Below are 17,399 nucleotides of genomic sequence, written 5' to 3'. Positions count from 1 at the left end.
GCTAACCGATGTCCTCGATGAATTCGGGCGGCTCCTCCATCCGCAGGCTGACGCGGAACAGGCTGCCGGGATGCCTGGGGTCGGCGGCGTGCGGGTTGTTGAGGATGTCCACCTCGGCATCGTGCTGCTGGGCGATCTCGCGCACAATGGACAGGCCCAGGCCGCTGCCCTCGACGTTGCTGCCGAGGATGCGGTAGAAACGCTCGAACACATGCCCGCGTTCGGCCGGCGGAATGCCCGGCCCGGTATCCTCGACCTCCAGGATGGCGAGTCCCTCGATGGCATCGGCCCGCACCCGCACCGTGACGCTGCCGCCGGGCGGCGTGTAGCGCACCGCGTTGTCGATCAGGTTGCTCAGCAGCTCGCGCAGCATCACCGGATTGCCATGGACCATGATGGGATGGCCGGGCTGCTCGAAGCCGAGGTCGATGCGATGCGAGAACGACGCCTGCACCCAGTCCTGAACCACATTGCGGGCAAGCTCGTTGAGCTCGACCGGCTGGAAGGGCTTGGACTCCGGCGTCTGGTTTTCGGCGCGCGCCAGCGCCAGCAGCTGGTTGACGAGGCGCGTGGCGGATTCCGAACTCTTGGAAAGCTGCTCCAGCGAGCGGTGGATTTCCGCCATGTCGGTCTCGCGCAGCGCCAGTTCGGACTGCATGCGCATGCCGGCCAGCGGCGTCTTCATCTGGTGCGCCGCGTCTGCGATGAAGCGCTTCTGCATGTGGATGCTCTGCGAGAGGCGTTCGAGCATGTCGTTGAGCGAACGCACGAGGGGCGAGATTTCCTCGGGCACCTGGCCGGAGTCGATCGGGCTCAGGTCGTCGGGCCGGCGCGCGCGGATGTGCTGCTGCAGTTCGGCCAGCGGCGACAGGCCGCGCGACAGGGCGAACCAGACCAGCGACAGCGCCACCGGCAGGATGATGAACTGGGGCAGGATCACGCCCTTGATGATTTCGTTGGCGAGGTGCGCCCGCTTGTCCAGCGTTTCCCCGACCTGCACCAGCGCCATGTCCTCGCCGCCCCGCTGCTGCGCCACCGCCGGGGACATGGGCCGCAGGTCCACGAACACGTAGGCCACGCGCACCTCGTTGCCGCGGAAAGTATCGTTGCGGAACTGCACGGTTGTGGAGGGCGGCCGCTCTTCGTCGGCCGGCGGCAGCGGGAAGTCGCGGTCGCCGTCGACGAATTCGCCATGCGTGCCAAGCACCTGGAAGAACACCGAGTCGATGTCGTCGGCGCGCAGGATGTCGCGCGCGGGCCGGGGCATGTTGACGATCACCTGGCCGTTGACCTGCCTGACCTGCTGCGCCAGTACCGTGACGTTGTCGTCGAGCGCGCGGTCGAAGGGATGGTTGGCGATCGACTTCGCCACGAGGTAGGTGATGGCGATGCTCATCGGCCACAGCAGGAGCAGCGGCACGAGCATCCAGTCGAGGATCTCGCCGAACAGCGAACGCTGGATGCGTTCCTCGGGCTTGGTGGCGACCGGACCGGCAAGCCGCCGGGGAGGCGCGGGGGGAGGGGGCGCGCTCGGATCGGGGTGCCCGTCCATGGGCCCGGCATCACTCATGGGTCATTCAGTTGAGGCCGGCGCCGGCCTGGTTGCCGGCATGCTCCGGCAGCTTTTCGAGGCAGTAGCCGAGGCCGCGCACGGTGGCGATGCGCACGCCGCCGCTCTCGATCTTCTTGCGCAGGCGGTGGACGTAGACCTCGATGGCATTGTTGCTGACTTCCTCGCCCCATTCGCAGAGGTGGTCGACGAGTTGCTCCTTGGACACCAGGCGGCCGGTCCGCTGCAGCAGCACTTCCAGCAGGCCGAGTTCGCGCGCCGAGAGGTCGAGCATCTGGTCGTTCATGTAGGCGATGCGGCCGACCTGATCATAGGTAAGCGGGCCGTGGCGGATGACGGTGGGACCGCCGCCGGCGCCGCGCCGCGTCAGGGCGCGCACCCGGGCCTCGAGTTCCGACAGGGCGAAGGGCTTGGCCATGAAGTCGTCGGCGCCGAGGTCGAGGCCCTTGACGCGCTGCTCGATCGAGTCGCCGGCGGTCAGGATCAGCACCGGCAGGCGCGAGTTGCGCGCCCGCAGGCGCCGCAGCACTTCCAGGCCGGCCATCTTCGGCAGGCCGAGGTCGAGGATCAGCAGGTCGAAATCCTGGGTCGAGAGCGCGGTATCCGCTTCCAGGCCGTTCTTGACGCAGTCGGTCGCGTAGCCGGACTGCCGCAGCGAGCGGGTCAGGCCGTCAGCAAGTACACTGTCGTCTTCAGCAAGCAAAATACGCATTGTTGGCACTCTGCAATCGTTTTACTTTAGTCTATTGCCTTTCCCCCGGAGGGGCAAGGAAAGCACGGAAACGGCACTGATTTTCCCTTTTCCGGCAAGGCGGTCGGTGCCTCGCGAACCCTGCAAAAACTGTCCGCCAAAGCCAGATTTCGCTTGCAAAAAGCACTGGATTTTTATACAGTATGGGCTGTAGCGTTGAGTGCAGATCCGGGGTCAAACACTTGTTTTTTGGCAAAATATCTTGCAAAAACAAAGCAGTAAGTGAAGCGATTGCCGGCTCCCCAATTCCTTCATTCACATAGGTCTGAATACAAATATGGACGACAAGAAAGCAGCGCAAAATCCGGAAAAGAGCAAGGCCCTCGCCGCAGCGTTGGCACAAATCGAGAAGCAGTTCGGCAAGGGCTCCGTGATGCGCATGGTGGACGGCGCGGTCGCGGAAGAAGTGCAGGTCGTGTCGACCGGCTCGCTCGGCCTGGATATCGCGCTTGGCGTCGGCGGGTTGCCGCGCGGCCGCGTGGTCGAGATCTACGGCCCGGAATCCTCCGGTAAAACCACGCTGACCCTGCAAGCTATCGCCGAGATGCAGCGCCTGGGCGGTACCTGTGCCTTCATCGATGCCGAGCATGCCCTGGACGTGATCTATGCGCAGAAACTCGGCGTCAATCTGTCCGAACTCCTGATCTCCCAGCCGGATACCGGCGAGCAGGCATTGGAAATCTGTGATGCGCTCGTCCGCTCCGGCAGCGTCGACATGGTGGTCGTCGACTCCGTCGCCGCGCTGACGCCGCGCGCCGAAATCGAAGGCGACATGGGCGACTCGCTCCCCGGCCTGCAGGCCCGCCTGATGTCCCAGGCGCTGCGCAAGCTGACCGGCAGCATCAACCGCACCAATACCCTGGTCATCTTCATCAACCAGATCCGCATGAAGATCGGCGTGATGTTCGGCAACCCCGAAACCACGACCGGCGGCAATGCACTGAAGTTCTACGCATCCGTGCGTCTCGACATCCGCCGTACCGGCTCCATCAAGTCGGGCGACGAGGTCATCGGCAACGAGACCAAGGTGAAGGTCGTTAAGAACAAGGTGGCGCCTCCCTTCAAGGAAGCCCATTTCGACATCCTCTACGGGGAAGGCACGTCCCGTGAAGGCGAAATCCTCGACCTCGGCGCGGAAGCCAAGATCGTTGAAAAGTCGGGCGCATGGTACAGCTACAACGGCGAGCGCATCGGCCAGGGCAAGGACAACGCCCGCAACTATCTGAAAGAGCATCCGGAACTGGCTCGCGAAATCGAGAACAAAGTGCGTGCTTCGCTCGGTGTTCCCCTGCTGCCGGCCGTTTCCGCGGAAGCGGCTGAGTAACAGGCATCATCCGCATGCCGTCGTGGAAAGAAGCGGCGGCATGCGACCGGTAGGCAGTTGGCAGGCAATCAGCATCACATCATCACCCCGCTCCGGCAACCGGCGTTGAACGGGGTGTGAGCACCAAGTTACTTCACGTGAGGGGCCCGCGTCGGCAGACACCCATGGCAAGAATGCAAATGAGTCTGAAGGCGCGGGCCCTGAAGTATTTGTCCAATCGCGAACACAGCCGTATCGAGCTTGCCCGCAAGCTTTCACGCTATGCCCAGGAAGGCGACGACGTCGAAGCCTTGCTCGACCAGCTCGAAGCAGCCAAGTTTCTTTCCGAATCCCGCTTCACCGAATCGCTCGTCAACCGGCGCGCCGCGCGCTTCGGCAACAGTCGTATCCTTTCCGAGTTGCAGAGCCACGGCATCAATGGTGAAGCGCTCTCCCAGATCAAGTCTGATCTTCGCCAGGACGAAGCGGCGCGAGCCCGCGAAGTCTGGCGCAGGAAATTTTCCCAGCCTCCCGCCGACGCCGCCGAGCGCGCGAAGCAGATGCGTTTTCTCCAGCAGCGCGGGTTCTCCCTCGGCGCCATCCAGGCGGCGATGAAAAACCTGCCCGAGGAAGAGTAGTCAATACTGACAGCGGGTTTCACGGCCGACCGCGGCCGCCCCCGCCTCATCCCGTCATTTTCGCGCCTTCCCGCAGAGGATGCGCGGATTCAACAAATGGTAATCGCTTCCTGACCTGTGCTACACTTCGTGGGTTTTTGCAGCGCCGCATGAGCGGCTGTTGCCGTAGAAACTGCGGCGACGACACGCAAATGCGGCTTCTTTCGTTGCCGCTTCACAGGCAGTAGTCCGAATGCCCTTACCAACGCCGACTTCCCGCCGTGCGCTCAAGCACACTCGCGCGATCCAGATCGAGGCCTATGCCCGCGATGATGGATTGTGGGACATCGACGCGCATATCACCGACATCAAGACCCGCGACAGCAAGCTGGCGTCCGGCATCCGTCCCGCCGGCCATCCCATGCACGACCTCTGGCTGCGCATCACCATCGATCGCGAACTCAACATCGTTGCCGCGGGCGCGGTCTCCGATGCCGTGCCGTATCCAGGCTACTGCGACACCATCGGTCCCGACTATGCCAAGCTGGTCGGACTGAACCTGTACAAGGGGTTCCGCGACGGCGTCAAGCAGCGGCTTGCCGGCACCCAGGGTTGCACGCATCTCACCGAGCTCGCCATGGTGCTGCCGACCGCCGCCATCCAGGCCTTTGCCGGCGAGGTGATCGACACCCGCGACGGCGCCAGCGGCGGCGCCCAGGCGACCAAGCCTTTCCAGCTCGACCGCTGCCATGCCCTGCGCACCGATGGCGAGGCGGTCGCCAAGTACTATCCGCGCTGGGCCATCCAGCCTGCCGCGGAAACCGAATCCACCTAGTTGCAACCAAGTTCATTTCTCAATAAGCGTCTGAAGGGAAGCTCGCATGAAAATCCATGAGTATCAGGGCAAAGAAATCCTCCGCAAGTTCGGGGTAACGGTTCCGCGCGGTATCCCGTGCTTCTCCGTTGAGGAAGCGGTCAAGGCCGCCGAAACTCTTGGAGGCCCGGTGTGGGTCGTCAAGGCACAGATCCATGCCGGCGGCCGCGGCAAGGGCGGCGGCGTGAAGGTTGCCAAGTCCCTCGACCAGGTCAAGGAATACGCCAACGCCATCATGGGCATGCAGCTGGTCACGCACCAGACCGGTCCCGAGGGCCAGAAGGTCCGCCGCCTGCTGATCGAAGAAGGCGCCGACATCAAGAAGGAACTCTACGTCTCCATGGTCACCGACCGCGTTTCCCAGCGCGTCGTGCTGATGGCTTCCAGCGAAGGCGGCATGGACATCGAGGAAGTCGCCGAGAAGCACCCTGAGCTCATCCACAAGGTCGTGATCGACCCGGCAACCGGCCTGACCGACGTCGACGCCGACAGCATCGCCGCCAAGATCGGCGTGCCGCAAGGCTCCATCGCCGACGCGCGCAAGCAGCTGCAAGGCCTCTACCAGGCTTACTGGGAAACCGACTCCTCCCTCGCGGAAATCAACCCCCTGATCCTCACCGGCGACGGCAAGGTCATCGCCCTCGACGCCAAGTTCAACTTCGATTCCAACGCGCTGTTCCGCCATCCCGAGATCGTCGCCATGCGCGACCTCGATGAAGAAGATCCGGCTGAAATCGAAGCCTCCAAATTCGACCTCGCGTACATTTCCCTCGACGGCAACATCGGCTGCCTGGTGAACGGCGCCGGCCTGGCCATGGCCACCATGGACACCATCAAGCTGTTCGGCGGCGAGCCGGCCAACTTCCTCGACGTGGGCGGCGGCGCCACCACCGAGAAGGTGACCGAAGCCTTCAAGCTGATGCTGACGAACCCCAACCTGAGAGCCATCCTGGTGAACATCTTCGGCGGCATCATGCGCTGCGACGTGATTGCCGAAGGCGTGATTGCCGCTTCCAAGGCGGTATCGCTGAGCGTGCCGCTGGTGGTGCGCATGAAGGGCACCAACGAAGACCTCGGCAAGAAGATGCTCGCGGAATCGGGCCTGCCGATCATCGCCGCCGACACCATGGAAGAAGCCGCGCAGAAGGTCGTCGCCGCGGCCAACGGTAAATAATCGCAGAAGGAAAACACATGTCGATCCTGATCAACAAAGACACCAAAGTCATTACCCAAGGCATCACCGGCAAGACCGGCCAGTTCCACACCCGCATGTGCCGCGATTACGCCAATGGCAAGAACTGCTTCGTCGCCGGCGTGAACCCGAAGAAGGCCGGTGAAGATTTCGAAGGCATTCCCATCTTCGCCAACGTCAAGGACGCCAAGGCCCAGACCGGCGCCACCGTTTCCGTGATCTACGTGCCGCCCGCGGGCGCCGCCGCCGCGATCTGGGAAGCCGTCGAAGCCGAACTCGACCTCGCCATCTGCATTACCGAAGGCATCCCCGTGCGCGACATGCTGGAAGTCAAGGACCGCATGAAGAAGGCCGGCAGCAAGACCCTGCTGCTGGGCCCGAACTGCCCCGGCCTGATCACGCCCGACGAAATCAAGATCGGCATCATGCCCGGCCACATCCACAAGAAGGGCCGCATCGGCGTCGTGTCCCGCTCGGGCACGCTGACCTATGAAGCCGTGGGCCAGCTCACCGCCCTCGGCCTCGGCCAGTCCTCCGCGGTCGGCATCGGCGGCGATCCGATCAACGGGCTGAAGCACATCGACGTCATGAAGATGTTCAACGACGATCCGGATACCGACGCAGTCATCATGATCGGCGAGATCGGCGGACCCGACGAAGCCAACGCCGCCGAATGGATCAAGGGCAACATGAAGAAGCCGGTCATCGGCTTCATCGCGGGTGTGACCGCGCCTCCGGGCAAGCGCATGGGCCACGCCGGCGCGCTGATCTCCGGCGGCGCCGACACCGCGCAGGCCAAGCTGGACATCATGGAAGCCTGCGGCATCAAGGTCACCAAGAACCCGTCCGAAATGGGACGCCTGCTGAAGGCAGCGCTGTAAATCGCCGGACGTGGCGCGGTCCTCCGGGAAAGCCGCGCCACCGATCCGGGGCGGAACCGCCGGCATCCCGCCTGACGATGACATGATCGCAAGCGCTACGGCGTAAGCTGCACTACCATACGGGAGGCAATTGCCTCCCGTTCTGTTTTCCGGACCCCAACTTCCCCCATGGATTTCCTGCTGAATCTCAACTGGCTCGCCGTCGGGCAGATCATCCTGATCGATATCCTGCTGGGCGGGGACAACGCCATCGTGATCGCGCTCGCCTGCCGCAACCTGCCTCCCGCCTTGCGCTTCCGCGGCATCCTCTGGGGCACGGTCGGCGCGATAGCGATCCGCATCCTCCTCATCTCCTTCGCCGTCACCATGCTTCAGATTCCCTACCTGAAGATCGTCGGTGGCCTGCTGCTGTTCTGGATCGGCGTCAAGCTGCTCGCAGAGGACGATGACGACCATGACAACATCACCGCCAGCGACCGCCTGCTCACCGCCATCAAGACCATCGTGGTGGCGGACCTGGTGATGAGCATCGACAACGTCATCGCCGTCGCCAGCGCCGCCGAGCAGACGGGCGGCGAACACCAGCTCATGCTGGTCGCCTTCGGCATCCTGGTCAGCATTCCCATCATCGTGTGGGGCAGCACGCTGGTGCTCAAGCTGATGGAGCGCTTCCCGCTGGTGGTGACCTTCGGCGCAGGGTTGCTCGGCTACCTCGCGGGCGGCATGATCTTTTCCGATGCCGCGGTCGTGCGCTGGATGGAAGGACGCATCACGATTCCGGACCTCGTCATTCCCGGCACCGGCTGGCACCTCGACCTCGCCTCGCTGGCAGGCGCCGTCGCCGTCATCATTCTTGGCGGCTGGCTTGCCCGGCGCCAAGACAAGGACGGGGAGGGCGAGGGCTGATTTCCGGCCTTTGCAAGAAGGCATGCGCAAGCGCATCGAAGCGCCGCCGTAACGCCGTATAATCATTGCATGCCCGTCAATCTCGAATTCGCCGCCAAGACCGATACCGGCCTCGTTCGCTCGCAGAACGAGGATGCAGTCGCGGTCGAAGCGGACATCGGCGTGGTCGTGCTGGCCGATGGCATGGGGGGATACGAGGCGGGCGAAGTGGCGAGCCGGATCGCCATCGAGAGCGCGGTGCGCAGCCTGCGCGATGCCCATGACGCCAATCCGCCGGACGGGCTGACGCCGGAGATGCTGGCAAGCGCCGTCCGCTCGGCCAACGATGCCATCCTCGCCGCAGCGCGCGCCACGCCGGCCTACGCCGGCATGGGGACCACGCTGGTGGTGGCGGTGGTGCAGCCGGGCAACCTCACCATCGCCCACGTCGGCGATTCCCGCGCCTACCGGCTGCGCAGCGACAACCTGCTGCAGCTCACCCGGGACCATTCCCTGCTCCAGGAACAAATCGATGCCGGCCTGCTCACCGTTGAACAGGCCCGCTATGCCGCCAACCGCAACCTCGTCACGCGCGCCGTCGGCGTCGACAGCATGATGGAAGCGGAAGTGCATGTGCACGCCATGCAGGCGGGCGATCTCTACCTGCTGTGTTCCGACGGCTTGTCCGACATGCTGGACGACAACGCCATCCTCGCCATCCTGAAGCAGCATGGCACCGATCTGGATGCGACCTGCGGCATCCTGGTGGATGAAGCGAATCGCCAAGGCGGAAATGACAACATCTCCGTCATCCTGTTCCGCCAGGCAACATCCTCGGCCGATGCCAACGATGGCGGGCGCAACGGCCTGCTCGAACGCCTGCGCGGCTGGATGTCCTGAACCGCCGGCCCTGAACCGCGCCGGCGGCAAAGCGCCAGAATCAATCCGCCGACCAGGTCCCCGACTTGCCGCCCTGTTTCTCGCGCACGCGCACATCCGTCATCGTCATGCCGCGGTCGACCGCCTTGCACATGTCGTAGATGGTCAGCAAGCCTACCTGCACGGCGGTCAGCGCCTCCATTTCCACGCCGGTCTTGCCATGGGTCTCGACGCGCGCGCTGCAGGCGATGGCGGAGGCCTCGCGGTCGATATCGAAATCCACCGCCACGCGGGTCAGCGCGAGCGGATGGCAAAGCGGTATCAGGTCGCTGGTCTTCTTCGCCGCCATGATCGCGGCGATGCGCGCGATGCCGAGCACGTCCCCCTTCTTTGCCGTGCCGGACTCGATGATCGCCAGGGTCGCGGGCAGCATGCGGATCACGCCGCTGGCGACGGCGACGCGATGGGTTTCGTCCTTGGCGCCGACGTCCACCATGTGGGCCTGGCCGCCCGCATCGAAGTGGGTCAGGCCCGTGGAGGAAACGCCGGCGCCGCTGCTCGCGCTGGCCGATGACGTGCCTTGGGAGGTGCTTGCCGCGCTGGATGCGGATGCGTGCGAGGAGGTGGTTTTGCTCATGGGTAACAGACGTTGACTGGTCTTGATCGTGGCCGAAGTGGCGGTATCATAGCACCGTGAAACTTCCACTTTCCTCCCTCTCTTTTCCCGGCCTGCCGCGCGCGGCACGTGCTGCCGCATTGGCAATCCTGATCGGGCTGCCGCTTGCGGCAACGACAACCTCCGCGCCCGCGCAAAACCTGCCGAGCCTGGGCGATACCGAGCGCGAAGAGTTGTCGCCCCTCATGGAGCGCAAGCTTGGCGAACAGATCATCCGCGAGATCCGGCGCGACCGCGACTACCTCGACGACGCGCCGGTCATCGAATATCTCAACACCTTCGGCGGCACGCTGCTGTCCGCCTTTCCCGAAGCCCGGGGCGAAGCGGGCTATGACTTTTTCTTTTTCGCGGTACGCGACCCGATGATCAATGCCTTCGCCCTGCCGGGCGGCTTCATCGGCGTGCATTCCGCGCTTCTGCTGGCGGCGCAGAACGAATCGGAACTGGCCTCGGTGCTGGCGCACGAGATCGGCCACGTCTCCCAGCGGCACATCGCCCGCATGCTCGGCAAGCAGCGCCAGGACGCGCTGATCCCGCTGGCCTCGCTGGTGCTCGCCGCGCTCGCCGCACGCAGCAGCCCCGATGCTTCTACCGCCCTGCTCATGGGCGGACAGGGCATGGCGATCCAGCGCCAGCTCAACTTCAGCCGCGACGCCGAGCGCGAGGCCGACCGCGTCGGCCTGTCGATCATGAAGGAAGCCGGCTTCGATACCTCGGGCATGGTGTCCTTCTTCGGCCGCCTGCAGACCGCGACCCGCGCCTACAACGATTCCGCCCCGGCCTACCTGCGTTCCCACCCGCTGACGACGGAGCGCATCGCCGACATCCAGGCGCGCACGCGCGACATGCGTTACCGCCAGCGCGCGGACAGCCTGGACTTTCATCTCATCCGGGCGCGTGTCCGCGTGCTGCAGGATCTCACCCCGCAAGGCTTGCTCGATGCGGTCGGCGCCCTCGACATGCAGGCCCAGGGCAAGACGCGCAACCAGCTCGCCGCCGCCAAATATGGCCTGGCGTTCGCCGCGCTCAAGCAAGGCAATCCCGACAAGGCGCAGGAACTGCTGCAGCAGGCCGTCGCCGCCACGCAGGGCCCCGCCGCGCCGATCCAGAACGTCAACTTCACCAACCTCGCCATCGACATCAAGCTGGCGCAGGGCAAGGCTGCCGATGCGCTCAAGGAAGCCGACGCCGCGCGCGCCAAGTTTCCGCTGTCGCGCGGCATCGCGCGCCAGTACGCCGACAGCCTGATCGCCGCCGGCAGGCTCGACGACGCGGTCGCCTACCTGCGCGACCAGGCCCAGCTCTACCGCCAGGAACCCCAATTGCAGGACCAGCTTGCCAAGGCCTACGCGGCGCAGGGCAAGCAGGCGCTGCAGCATCTCGCGCTGGCGGAATCGTATGCATTGAATGGCGCGTTGCCGGCGGCGATGGATCAGCTCGGGATTGCGCGGCGGGCGCCGGATGCGTCGTTTTATGATCAGTCGCTGATCGATGCGCGGGAGCGGGATTGGAAGGCGCAGTGGCGGGATCAGATGAAGGAAGGGCAGAAGGAGAAGCTTTGAGGGGAGGGGCTGTTCGCAGGCATTCCTGCAACCCTCCGTCATCCCCGCGAAGGCGGGGATCCCATTTCGGTCGTCCGGAGAAGCGCACAGTGGGATTCCCGCCAGCGCGGAAATGACGGAAATCCGCCCGGATCACTCCCCCGCCGGCGCAGCCACGAACCCGAAACACCCCGCAATGTCCGCTCGCGCCATCCGCCCGAGCGCCACCGACTTGCCGTCGTGCTCGAACATCATTTCCCCCGCGAACCCGGGATCGCCCAGCCAGGCCAGGATGTCATCATCGCTCGCCGCGGCGCCGTTGAGCCTTACCTTCGCCAGGCACTGCGCCGTGTCCCGGTCGTCCACCAGCGCCACCATGTCGCCGCTGCGCAGCAGCAGCCGTCCGTCGTCGGTCAGCCACGCGGCGTCGAGCGGGCCGAGCGCCTGGCCGGTCTGCAGCAGGAAGCCGGCCGACGGATCGGTCCTGGCGATGTAGGGCGTGGCCTCGAGGTTCACGTACACCCGCTGCGGGCCGTTCTGGAAATACCAGCGTCCCTGGTCGTCATGGGTGTAGTTGCGGTGGATGAAGGCGAGCAGCGCGGCGTTGGCGATGCGGTCGCCGGACAGGCCCTGGGACTGGGCGCGTTCGTCGCGCATGCGCCAGTTGCCGCGGGCATCGAGCGCGAGCCAGCCATAGCAGTGGGGAACGTTAGGCCATTTGGCCATGGCTTGCTTGACGATGTCATCCATGGTGTCTTCCCATCATTCAAAAACATGAACCAGGGGCGAGGCGTTGCCAGCCGTCCGGGATGAAGCGGATTCCAGGAAATGCAGCATGCGCGCCGGAAGCCAGTCGAGGCGGCCGCGCGGGGCGCCGACCGCGAAGCCGACATGGCCTCCCTGTTCAGGATAGTCCAGAGTGACGCAAGGCGCAGCGGCATCGGGCAGGTAGCGTGCCGGAAGGAAGGGGTCGTTCCTGGCGTTGAGCACCAGCGTCGGCACCCGGATGTCGTGCAGCACATGCTTGGCGCTGGCGCGGTGCCAGTAGTCGTCGGTATCGCGGAAGCCATGCAGGGGCGCGGTCACCGCGTTGTCGAACTCGTAGAGGTTGCGGCTGCGCAGCATGGCGTCGCGGTCGAACAGGCCGGGATGCTGCGCCAGCTTTTTCAGGCACTTGGGCTTGAGCGTCTGCAGGAACATCCGGGTGTAGATCATGTTGAACCCGCGCGAGAGGGCAGCGCCGCCGCCGGCGAGGTCCAGCGGCGCGGAGACCGCGCAGGCGGCATCGACGAAGCCGGCGCCCTGGCCGGATTCGCCGAGCCAGCGCAGCAGCGCGTTGCCGCCGAGCGACACGCCGGCGGTGAAGAATTTGCCCGGCCGCGCATCCGGCGCGCGCTGGTCGGCCTGTTGCTTCAGCCGGCGCACGATCCAGTCGACCTCCCGGGCATCGCCGGAATGATAGAAGCGGGGCCCATGGTTGAGTTCGCCGGAGCACCCGCGGAAATGCGGCACCGCGCCCGACCATCCGAGTGCCTGGATGCGTGCCATGAGGGAGCGCGCGTAGTGGCTGTCGGACGAGCCTTCGAGGCCGTGGAATAGCACCACGAAGGGCTTGCCCGGCGCGCCGTCGACGAAATCGACGTCGATGAAGTCGGCGTCGGGCGTCGTCCAGCGCTCGCGCCGGTACCTTACCGGCGGCTTCGCGATCATGGTCGCCGGATAAATGGTTTGCAGGTGGCCGCCGGGCAGCCAGGAAGGTGCTGCGTATTTCATGGTGTCATCATCGTCATTCGGCGCCACGGCGGCTTGCGGCAGCGCAATCCGCCGTGCCGTCCTTCGCGGGATGGCCCCGGCGGGCAGGGTCAATGCAGCAGGTTGGCGACCGGCACGTCCGGCGGCGCCTCGCCGGGCACCACCGAGGCATGGTGCGACACGATGCGCCAGCCCTGCGGGGTCTTCATGTAGACGTTGGTGGCGAGGATGTGGATATCGGGCTTGCGCGATACCGGGCGGTGGACTTCCTCGATGATGTTGTGCACGGCGGTGCTCATGTTCTGGGAGACATGCACCTGCACCGGGCGGATCTGCACGCCGCCCTGTTCGAAGATCGATTCCCAGGCGGCGCGGATGGAAGCATGGCCGATCAGGCGCGGCGCCCCCGGATGAATGCAGACGATCTCATCGTCGTCCGCCCACAGCGACATGACGCCTTCGACGTCGGCACGGCTGATGGCATCGTAGAACGCCGCTTCCGTGTCTTCCGCGGTTTCGAGGATCTTGCTGATGTTTGACATGGTCAGGGGGAGGTCAGATTGCCGGCCGGCCACGCGGGCCGGACCAAACGAACATTGTAACTGCTCGCGCAGGTCTTCACGCGATGCGTTCGCGGGCGATTGCCTGCTCGACACAATGCAGCACGTCCATGGGCGGGATGGCGCTCATGTCGCCGGCCGACTGCAAGGGAATCGAGCGGTTCGCGGCGGTCAGGCGCAACGCCGGCGAGATGTGGCGGTCGAACAGGGACACCGTGGGAATGCCGGCGGCGTTCGCGAGGTGCAGCAGGCCGCCGTCCGCCGCGACCGCCAGCCGGCAGCGGCGCAGCGCCTCGAAGCTTTGCGCCAGCGTGCAGCGGTCGACGAGGTCGATGAGGCGCCATGCCTGGCCGGGGCAGGCCCGCAGGATGGCATCGCGCATGCCGGCCGCGTTGCGCGCGCCGAGCAGGACGACCTTCAGGTCGGACTGGCGCCGCAGCAGCGCCGGCACCACCTCGTCCCAATGCGCATAGGTCCTGCCAGGCGCGGCGCCGCCGATGGCGAAGGCGACCACGCCGGGTGGCATCGCCAGTTCATCGATGGCCGCGCGGTCCTGCGGCGAGGAGAGAAGATGCGGCAGCGCGCGGGCATGCACCTCGGCATCGCTCCAGCCGGTTTCCAGCAACTGGTTCATGCGGAAGAAGCTGAACAGGGTGCGGTTGAATTCCGGGCCGGCGAAATAGCCGCGCATGGTGACCCAGGGCAGGCGGGAAAAATGCCGGAACTTGTCGTCGAGGCAGCGCCGCTTGAAGGAGTCGAGGATGACGAGGTCATAGTCGGCGGGCGACAGGGCGGAAGCGTCGCTGACGCAGCGCCGGAACACGTCGTCCGAGCGGTACAGCTCGGCGAGGTGCGCCTCGGTGCACAGGTCGACACGGTGGCCGCGCGCCGCCAGCATGACGCGGCTCGACAGGTCCATGAGCGAGTCGCCGATCTGCGGCACGCCCTTGCAGATCCACAGCAGGCGCCGCATGCCGCGTTCGATGAATGGCCGCTGCAGGCGATGCTGCCCATGCATGGCCAGGCCCAGGCCGGGGCGCAGGCGGCGCCATGCCAGGCTGGGCCAGGGCTTGTCCCGCACCGGGCCCGGATCCAGCGGGATCGGGCTGGAAAACGGCGGGCGCAATACCGGCGTGACGAATCGTTCAGGCCATCCGGCTGGCATGTCAGCGCAATCGTCCGCTATTGATGCACAGCCCCGCCAGCACGCTGGTCATGATGATGTAGAAGGCCGAGCCGATATGGTGCACGAACAGCACCTGGGTCAGGCCGAAGTCGATGTAGGACAGCACCAGCAGCAGGCCGGCCAGCGCGACAGGCCGGCAATCCGGGTCGTGCCGCAGGCGCCGGGTGAAGAAGGCGAAGGGCGCGGCATAGAGGAAGATCATGGACAGGCCGCCGATGATGCCTTGGGTGGCGAAGGCATTGAGCAGCTCGTTGTGCGCGTGCCGCAGTCCGGCGGTTTCCGGGGGCAGGACGCCGCGCGCCACCAGCTCGTTGATGCCGCGCTCGTAGTTGGCGCGCCCGATGCCGGTCAGCGGATGTTCCTTGAAGATCATCACGCCGCCTTTCCAGTTCTCGAAGCGCAGGCCGATCGAGGTGTTGGAGTTGCCCGAGCGGTATTCGGTCATGTCGGTGGCGATGGCCTCGAAGCGCTTGCGCACGCCCAGCTCGGGGAACAGGCTGGCGCCCGCCAGCAGGAAGATGCCCGCGAGGCCGAAGGCGATGACCCGCCTGCCGATCGCGTGGCGCCCGTGGCTGACCAGCGGAATGAAGGACAGGACCAGCGCCATCCAGCCGCCGCGCGTGCCCGACAGGATGGACGCCACGACGCCCGCCACGAAGGCGAGCAGCGGCAGCAGCGCGAGGCGCGTGCCGGCGAAGCGCGCCACGCCTGCGAGCGACATGAGCGCCATCGCCATGGCGGTGTCGCCGAAGGTGATCGCCATGTGGAAGCCTTCGGCGCGGTCGACATGCAGGCCGAAGCGCTGGTAGGCCGCCAGCAGCGCGGCGCCAATGGTGCCAACGAACAGGCCGTACCAGAACCAGTCGCTCTTGGGGCGGCCGATCGCCACCAGCCCGACCAGTGGCAGCATCAGCAAGGCTCTCAGCGGATTTTCGAGAAAACGGGGATCCATGCCGCTGAGGATGAGCGACAGGATGGCCAGGACGACGTGCGCCACGATGGCCAGCATCATTCCGCGCGCAGGGCCGAACAGGGCATGGCGCTCACGCCAGAGCCGCTTGCCGTACCACAGGCTGCCCGCGAGGACGGCCAGTTCGGCCAGCGTGATGCCGACGCGCGTGGTCAGCGCGAGGGCGGGAATGAGGAACAGGACCGTCGAGAAAACGAGGACGGCGCGTTCGGACGGCGGGCTGCCGGAGGCCGGACTTGTCATGATGGTCTGCGCCCTTTCCGGGGTCGGCCGCGGCTGGCGGACAAGCCCGGGGAAAAGGCCGAAAGAATTACGGGTGAGGCGACGGGGAGCGCCCCGCCGGGCAGGCCGGCGGGGCGGAATGCAGGGCAGGGCGCCGGCGCGTCAATGCCCCTTGACCACCGCGCCCGGCTTCAGCTTGTACACCGTGCCGCAGTACGGGCACTTGCCCTCGCCGTCCTTCTCCAGCGGAAGGTAGACGCGGGGATGGGAAGACCAGATCGGCATCTGGGGATTGGGGCAGTATGCCGGCAGGTCGTGGCCGTCGAGTTCGACGTGGCTCATGGGTTCTCTTGCTTGGGTCATGGTGCGTGTGAGTGCTGCGAAATCCTACGTGATGCTGAATGATGCTCCGGGATCGATCAAACCAGGGTCAGCCAGTGCTGGTACTGCGGCGCGCGTCCTGCGACGACGTCGAAGAACAGCGTCTGCAGCTTCTCGGTGATGGGGCCGCGGCGGCCTTCGCCGATCTGGCGGTTGTCGAGTTCGCGGATGGGCGTGATCTCGGCGGCGGTGCCGGTGAAGAAGGCTTCGTCGCAGCAGTACACCTCGTCGCGCGTGATGCGCTTCTCGATGACGGGAATGCCGAGGTCGCGCGCCATGGTCAGCACCGCGTCGCGGGTGATGCCGTCGAGGCAGGAAGCGAGGTCGGGGGTATAGATCTTGCCGTTCTTGATGACGAAGACGTTTTCGCCCGAGCCTTCCGAGACATAGCCTTCGGTGTCGAGAAGCAGGGCCTCGTCGTAGCCGTCGGCCAGCGCTTCCTGGTTGGCAAGGATGGAATTGATGTAGTAGCCGCAGGCCTTGGCGCGCACCAGCGAGACGTTCACGTGGTGGCGGGTGAAGGACGAGGTCTTGACGCGGATGCCCTTGGCCAGGCCATCCTCGCCGAGGTAGGCGCCCCAGGGCCAGGCGGCGACGGCGACGTGGATGGTGTTGCCCTTGGCGGAGATGCCCAGCTTTTCGGAGCCGATCCAGACCAGCGGACGCAGGTAGCAGGATTCCAGCTTGTTCTCGCGCACTACCTGGAGCTGGGCCTGCATCAGGGTTTCCATGTCGTAGGGAATGTTCAGCTGGAAGATCTTGGCCGAGTTGAACAGCCGCTGGGTATGTTCCTTGAGACGGAAGATGGCGGTGCCCTTGTCGGTCTTGTAGGCGCGGACGCCTTCGAACACGCCCATGCCGTAATGCAGCGTATGCGTCAGCACGTGCACGGTGGCATCGCGCCAGTCGATCAGTTCGCCGTCTTTCCAGATTTTTCCGTCGCGGTCAGCCATGGACATGGTGGGCTCTCCAAAAATTTGTGCAAAACCTCCATTTTAACGGAGAACGGGGGTGGGCAGAAAGCCGCGCGGGCGGCGTCGGGCAAGGCTCGGCTTTGCCCGGTAGAATAGCGGCTGGTTCCATCTCTCCTGCCACGCGGCATCCGGCGTGGCGCATCGCATGGCCGTACAACGCATTCCCCAATCCCGATGCCGCCGGA

18 protein-coding genes are annotated in these 17,399 nt (G+C 65.4%); 8 read left to right on the top strand and 10 right to left on the bottom strand.

Annotated features, from left to right (window positions below):
- Window position 1 precedes the first annotated feature (1 nt).
- Window positions 2-1,570, bottom strand: coding sequence for a sensor histidine kinase (locus G3574_RS06370; protein ID WP_163961192.1), 1,569 nt, complete (start codon window positions 1,568-1,570; stop codon window positions 2-4).
- Window positions 1,571-1,577: 7 nt separating this feature from the next.
- Window positions 1,578-2,282: a response regulator transcription factor gene (locus G3574_RS06365; RefSeq protein WP_163961191.1), complete on the bottom strand. Its 705-nt coding sequence runs from the start codon at window positions 2,280-2,282 to the stop codon at window positions 1,578-1,580.
- Window positions 2,283-2,598: 316 nt separating this feature from the next.
- Between G3574_RS06365 and recA the strand changes: the two genes are divergently transcribed.
- The 7 genes from recA (at window position 2,599) to G3574_RS06330 (ending at window position 8,973) form a co-directional block, all read left to right on the top strand.
- Window positions 2,599-3,645 (top strand): recombinase RecA, encoded by a 1,047-nt coding sequence (gene recA, locus G3574_RS06360; protein ID WP_163961190.1) that lies wholly within the window; start codon window positions 2,599-2,601, stop codon window positions 3,643-3,645.
- 164 nt (window positions 3,646-3,809) lie between these two features.
- Complete coding sequence (gene recX / locus G3574_RS06355) at window positions 3,810-4,262, top strand: recombination regulator RecX (protein WP_163961189.1); 453 nt, start codon at window positions 3,810-3,812, stop codon at window positions 4,260-4,262.
- Window positions 4,263-4,494: 232 nt separating this feature from the next.
- Window positions 4,495-5,076 (top strand): DUF2889 domain-containing protein, encoded by a 582-nt coding sequence (locus tag G3574_RS06350; protein ID WP_163961188.1) that lies wholly within the window; start codon window positions 4,495-4,497, stop codon window positions 5,074-5,076.
- Window positions 5,077-5,122: 46 nt separating this feature from the next.
- Complete coding sequence (sucC, locus tag G3574_RS06345) at window positions 5,123-6,289, top strand: ADP-forming succinate--CoA ligase subunit beta (protein ID WP_163961187.1); 1,167 nt, start codon at window positions 5,123-5,125, stop codon at window positions 6,287-6,289.
- A gap of 17 nt (window positions 6,290-6,306) precedes the next feature.
- On the top strand, window positions 6,307-7,188 hold the full coding sequence (gene sucD, locus G3574_RS06340; protein ID WP_163961186.1) for a succinate--CoA ligase subunit alpha: 882 nt from the start codon (window positions 6,307-6,309) through the stop codon (window positions 7,186-7,188).
- A gap of 168 nt (window positions 7,189-7,356) precedes the next feature.
- The gene (locus tag G3574_RS06335; protein WP_163961185.1) at window positions 7,357-8,094 is read left to right on the top strand and encodes a TerC family protein; all 738 of its coding nucleotides are present in this window, start codon (window positions 7,357-7,359) and stop codon (window positions 8,092-8,094) included.
- Window positions 8,095-8,163: 69 nt separating this feature from the next.
- Window positions 8,164-8,973: a Stp1/IreP family PP2C-type Ser/Thr phosphatase gene (locus G3574_RS06330; protein WP_163961184.1), complete on the top strand. Its 810-nt coding sequence runs from the start codon at window positions 8,164-8,166 to the stop codon at window positions 8,971-8,973.
- 40 nt (window positions 8,974-9,013) lie between these two features.
- Here G3574_RS06330 and moaC read toward each other — a convergent pair whose 3' ends face one another.
- Window positions 9,014-9,589 (bottom strand): cyclic pyranopterin monophosphate synthase MoaC, encoded by a 576-nt coding sequence (gene moaC / locus G3574_RS06325; protein WP_163961183.1) that lies wholly within the window; start codon window positions 9,587-9,589, stop codon window positions 9,014-9,016.
- A 56-nt stretch (window positions 9,590-9,645) separates the two neighbouring features.
- Between moaC and G3574_RS06320 the strand changes: the two genes are divergently transcribed.
- On the top strand, window positions 9,646-11,190 hold the full coding sequence (locus tag G3574_RS06320) for a M48 family metalloprotease (RefSeq protein WP_407941645.1): 1,545 nt from the start codon (window positions 9,646-9,648) through the stop codon (window positions 11,188-11,190).
- 132 nt (window positions 11,191-11,322) lie between these two features.
- On the opposite strand, the gene G3574_RS06315 is transcribed toward G3574_RS06320, so the two are convergent.
- From G3574_RS06315 to G3574_RS06285, 7 genes are all read right to left on the bottom strand, one after another.
- On the bottom strand, window positions 11,323-11,919 hold the full coding sequence (locus G3574_RS06315; protein WP_163961182.1) for a DUF2946 family protein: 597 nt from the start codon (window positions 11,917-11,919) through the stop codon (window positions 11,323-11,325).
- A gap of 12 nt (window positions 11,920-11,931) precedes the next feature.
- Window positions 11,932-12,942 (bottom strand): YheT family hydrolase, encoded by a 1,011-nt coding sequence (locus tag G3574_RS06310; protein WP_163961181.1) that lies wholly within the window; start codon window positions 12,940-12,942, stop codon window positions 11,932-11,934.
- Window positions 12,943-13,031: 89 nt separating this feature from the next.
- The gene (locus G3574_RS06305) at window positions 13,032-13,463 is read right to left on the bottom strand and encodes a YybH family protein (RefSeq protein ID WP_163961180.1); all 432 of its coding nucleotides are present in this window, start codon (window positions 13,461-13,463) and stop codon (window positions 13,032-13,034) included.
- A gap of 76 nt (window positions 13,464-13,539) precedes the next feature.
- Complete coding sequence (locus G3574_RS06300; protein ID WP_163961179.1) at window positions 13,540-14,646, bottom strand: glycosyltransferase family 9 protein; 1,107 nt, start codon at window positions 14,644-14,646, stop codon at window positions 13,540-13,542.
- 1 nt (window position 14,647) lies between these two features.
- The gene (locus G3574_RS06295; RefSeq protein ID WP_163961178.1) at window positions 14,648-15,880 is read right to left on the bottom strand and encodes an O-antigen ligase family protein; all 1,233 of its coding nucleotides are present in this window, start codon (window positions 15,878-15,880) and stop codon (window positions 14,648-14,650) included.
- A gap of 141 nt (window positions 15,881-16,021) precedes the next feature.
- Window positions 16,022-16,222, bottom strand: coding sequence for a zinc-finger domain-containing protein (locus tag G3574_RS06290; protein WP_163961177.1), 201 nt, complete (start codon window positions 16,220-16,222; stop codon window positions 16,022-16,024).
- Between the two features lie 56 nt (window positions 16,223-16,278).
- Window positions 16,279-17,199, bottom strand: coding sequence for a branched-chain amino acid transaminase (locus G3574_RS06285; protein WP_163961176.1), 921 nt, complete (start codon window positions 17,197-17,199; stop codon window positions 16,279-16,281).
- Window positions 17,200-17,399: the final 200 nt, after the last annotated feature.

Origin of the sequence: Noviherbaspirillum galbum (assembly GCF_010974945.1) — a bacterium.
GTDB classification, from domain to species: domain Bacteria; phylum Pseudomonadota; class Gammaproteobacteria; order Burkholderiales; family Burkholderiaceae_D; genus Noviherbaspirillum; species Noviherbaspirillum galbum.
The sequence above is the reverse complement of the archived record's forward strand: the minus strand, read 5'-3'. Positions and strand labels throughout refer to the sequence as shown.

Bases quoted from the DNA above. Each gene is read 5' to 3' on its own strand.
- G3574_RS06305 (WP_163961180.1), bottom strand. From the start codon at position 13,463: ATGTCAAACATCAGCAAGATCCTCGAAACCGCGGAAGACACGGAAGCG.
- recA (WP_163961190.1), top strand. From the start codon at position 2,599: ATGGACGACAAGAAAGCAGCGCAAAATCCGGAAAAGAGCAAGGCCCTC.
- G3574_RS06365 (WP_163961191.1), bottom strand. From the start codon at position 2,282: ATGCGTATTTTGCTTGCTGAAGACGACAGTGTACTTGCTGACGGCCTG.
- sucC (WP_163961187.1), top strand. From the start codon at position 5,123: ATGAAAATCCATGAGTATCAGGGCAAAGAAATCCTCCGCAAGTTCGGG.
- G3574_RS06310 (WP_163961181.1), bottom strand. From the start codon at position 12,942: ATGAAATACGCAGCACCTTCCTGGCTGCCCGGCGGCCACCTGCAAACC.
- G3574_RS06315 (WP_163961182.1), bottom strand. From the start codon at position 11,919: ATGGATGACATCGTCAAGCAAGCCATGGCCAAATGGCCTAACGTTCCC.
- G3574_RS06295 (WP_163961178.1), bottom strand. From the start codon at position 15,880: ATGACAAGTCCGGCCTCCGGCAGCCCGCCGTCCGAACGCGCCGTCCTC.
- G3574_RS06335 (WP_163961185.1), top strand. From the start codon at position 7,357: ATGGATTTCCTGCTGAATCTCAACTGGCTCGCCGTCGGGCAGATCATC.
- G3574_RS06290 (WP_163961177.1), bottom strand. From the start codon at position 16,222: ATGACCCAAGCAAGAGAACCCATGAGCCACGTCGAACTCGACGGCCAC.
- G3574_RS06370 (WP_163961192.1), bottom strand. From the start codon at position 1,570: ATGAGTGATGCCGGGCCCATGGACGGGCACCCCGATCCGAGCGCGCCC.
- G3574_RS06350 (WP_163961188.1), top strand. From the start codon at position 4,495: ATGCCCTTACCAACGCCGACTTCCCGCCGTGCGCTCAAGCACACTCGC.
- recX (WP_163961189.1), top strand. From the start codon at position 3,810: ATGGCAAGAATGCAAATGAGTCTGAAGGCGCGGGCCCTGAAGTATTTG.
- moaC (WP_163961183.1), bottom strand. From the start codon at position 9,589: ATGAGCAAAACCACCTCCTCGCACGCATCCGCATCCAGCGCGGCAAGC.
- G3574_RS06285 (WP_163961176.1), bottom strand. From the start codon at position 17,199: ATGTCCATGGCTGACCGCGACGGAAAAATCTGGAAAGACGGCGAACTG.
- G3574_RS06300 (WP_163961179.1), bottom strand. From the start codon at position 14,646: ATGCCAGCCGGATGGCCTGAACGATTCGTCACGCCGGTATTGCGCCCG.
- sucD (WP_163961186.1), top strand. From the start codon at position 6,307: ATGTCGATCCTGATCAACAAAGACACCAAAGTCATTACCCAAGGCATC.
- G3574_RS06330 (WP_163961184.1), top strand. From the start codon at position 8,164: ATGCCCGTCAATCTCGAATTCGCCGCCAAGACCGATACCGGCCTCGTT.